3 protein-coding genes are annotated in these 2249 nt (G+C 64.6%); all 3 read left to right on the forward strand.

Annotation, left to right across the window (positions count from 1 at the left end; genetic code table 11):
• The coding region (locus tag NFX52_RS29845; protein WP_252635980.1) for an AI-2E family transporter at positions 1-1143 on the forward strand (1143 nt) is incomplete at its 5' end.
• Positions 1144-1469: 326 nt separating this feature from the next.
• The gene (locus NFX52_RS29850) at positions 1470-1763 is read left to right on the forward strand and encodes a hypothetical protein (RefSeq protein WP_055392864.1); all 294 of its coding nucleotides are present in this window, start codon (positions 1470-1472) and stop codon (positions 1761-1763) included.
• 212 nt (positions 1764-1975) lie between these two features.
• Positions 1976-2249: helix-turn-helix domain-containing protein (locus NFX52_RS29855; RefSeq protein WP_252635981.1), on the forward strand; the 274-nt coding region annotated here is incomplete at its 3' end.

Genomic DNA, 2249 nt, shown 5'->3' on the forward strand with positions numbered 1-2249 from the left:
CCAAGCGGCGCGCCCGCAGCCACCGCATCCCTCCCCGGCCCGCTCATGCTCCACATGCCCGTGGACGTGCGCAACCTCTCGCTCGCGCTGCTGGCGCTGTTTGCCAGCGTGGCCCTGCTGCACTGGGCCAGCGCCGTGTTCATCCCCATCATGCTCAGCCTGCTGCTCACCACGGCGCTGCGGCCCTTGGTGGAAGTCTTGCGGCGCTGCTACGTGCCCCGCTGGCTGGGGGCCGGTGTGCTGTTGATCGCCATCGTTCTGAGCCTGGCCAGCGCCGCCTGGTCGCTGAGCGACGGCGCCGCGCAACTGGTGGACTCGCTGCCCGTGGCCGCCAAGAAGGTGCGCGACAGCCTCAAGGCGCGCACCGGCGCCAGCAGCCCGCTCGACACCATGCAAAAGGCCGCCACGCAGATCGAACAGGCCGCCAACGAAAACAGCGCCACCGCCAGCCCACCTCGGCGCGGCGTGCAGCGCGTGGTGGTAGAGCGCCCGCCCTTCAACATCCGCGACTACCTGTGGAGCGGCACCATGGGGCTCATGTCCGCGCTGGGGCAGCTCACGGTGGTGGCGTTCCTTACCTACTTTGCACTGGCATCGGGCAACCTCTTTCGCAACAAGCTGCTGCGCATCGCGGGCACCAGCCTGGAGCGGCGCAAGGTCACCATCCACGTGCTGGAAGACATCACCAACCAGATCCAGCGCTACCTGATGGTGCAGGTGTTCACCAGCGTGCTGGTGGGCGTGGCCACCGGCCTTGCCTACTGGGCCCTGGGCCTGGAGAACGCCGCCGTGTGGGGTGTGGCGGCCGGAGTGCTCAACCTCGCGCCCTACATCGGCTCGGCCCTGGTCACCGGCGCATCGGCCCTGGTGGCCTTCCTGCAATTCGGCACCCTGGACATGGCCCTGGCCATCGGCGGTGCATCGCTGGTCATCCACACCCTGGTGGGCAACCTGCTCACCCCTTGGCTCACCAGCCGCACCAGCAGCATGAGCCCCGTGGCCGTGTTCGTCAGCGTACTCGCCTGGGGCTGGCTGTGGGGCCTGTGGGGCCTGCTGCTGGGCATCCCGGTGATGATGGCCGTGAAGGCCGTGTGCGACCGGGTCGAAGACCTGAAGGCCGTGGGCGAATTGCTGGGGGACTGATACCCGGCATCTGCCGCAAACCGGCAGATGCCTCCCCCGCCACGCTGCGGGGCGATGCCATCTCAGCCCCCACCTCACCCACGCCACCCATATCGCTCGCCATCACGGCGCACCGGCGTGGCCCAGGAGGTCAAGGCGGCCTCAAAGATTGTTTCCAATACTGGAACAGTTAGTTCGCGACCAGGTAGTTTTTCCGTGAACACCATCGGCGTACAGTTCATCCCATCGATGAGCCGAACCCGCAAGGCGACTCACCGAACCCGGTTCAGGAATGGTTTTTGACCCGGCTTTTTTGAGACGCTTTTTAACCTTCAAGGATTTTCATCATGAACAAGACCGCCCGTTTCCTCTCCGTCGCTGCTGTTTCCGCTTTCGCTTCTTTTGGCGCCCAGGCTGACGAAGCCGACAGCTCGCAATTCGCCCTGAAGTTCGAAACGAACCGCACCCGCGCTGAAGTGGCCGCTGAAGCCGCCACCGTGGCCCAGACCCGCAGCCAGGAACCTGCTGGTTCGCGTGTGGTGACCTACACCTCCACCGCTGACCGCGCTGCTGTGCGTGACCAGGCTGCGGAAGCCCTGCGCACCGGCCAGATCCCCCACGGCGAATTCAGCGCCATGTAATTGGCAGACCAACTGCTTGAGATTGGTTGAAGCAGTTGCGGGACTTCCCATGGTGGTGGCACTTCGCATTTGCGGGTGCTGTTGCCATGGGGAGTGTTAACTGAACCGCAGGGGCGGGCAGGCAGAAAGGGCTCCCTTTGGGAGCCCTTTTTGTTGGTGTTGACCCGTCCTACCCAGCGTTGACACGTGGACCTTTCAAAAGGGCATGTGTCATGGAATCGAGTGTCAAACGCACGCAGCGCGACTACACGCTGGTCTTTAAATTGGCGGTGGTGGAGCAGGTAGAAAAAGGCGAGCTCACGTACAAAGAGGCGCAGCAGCGCTACGGCATTCAGGGCCGCTCGACGGTGTTGGTGTGGCTGCGCAAGCACGGTCGCCTGGGCTGGAGTCCTGCGGCATCATCCGCAGCCATGCCACTAGACAAGACCAAAGGACCGCTCACGCCCGAGCAGCAGATCAAGGCGCTGCAGGTGCAGCTCGAGCAGG

Origin of the sequence: Acidovorax facilis (assembly GCF_023913775.1) — a bacterium.
Taxonomy (GTDB): domain Bacteria; phylum Pseudomonadota; class Gammaproteobacteria; order Burkholderiales; family Burkholderiaceae_C; genus Acidovorax; species Acidovorax facilis.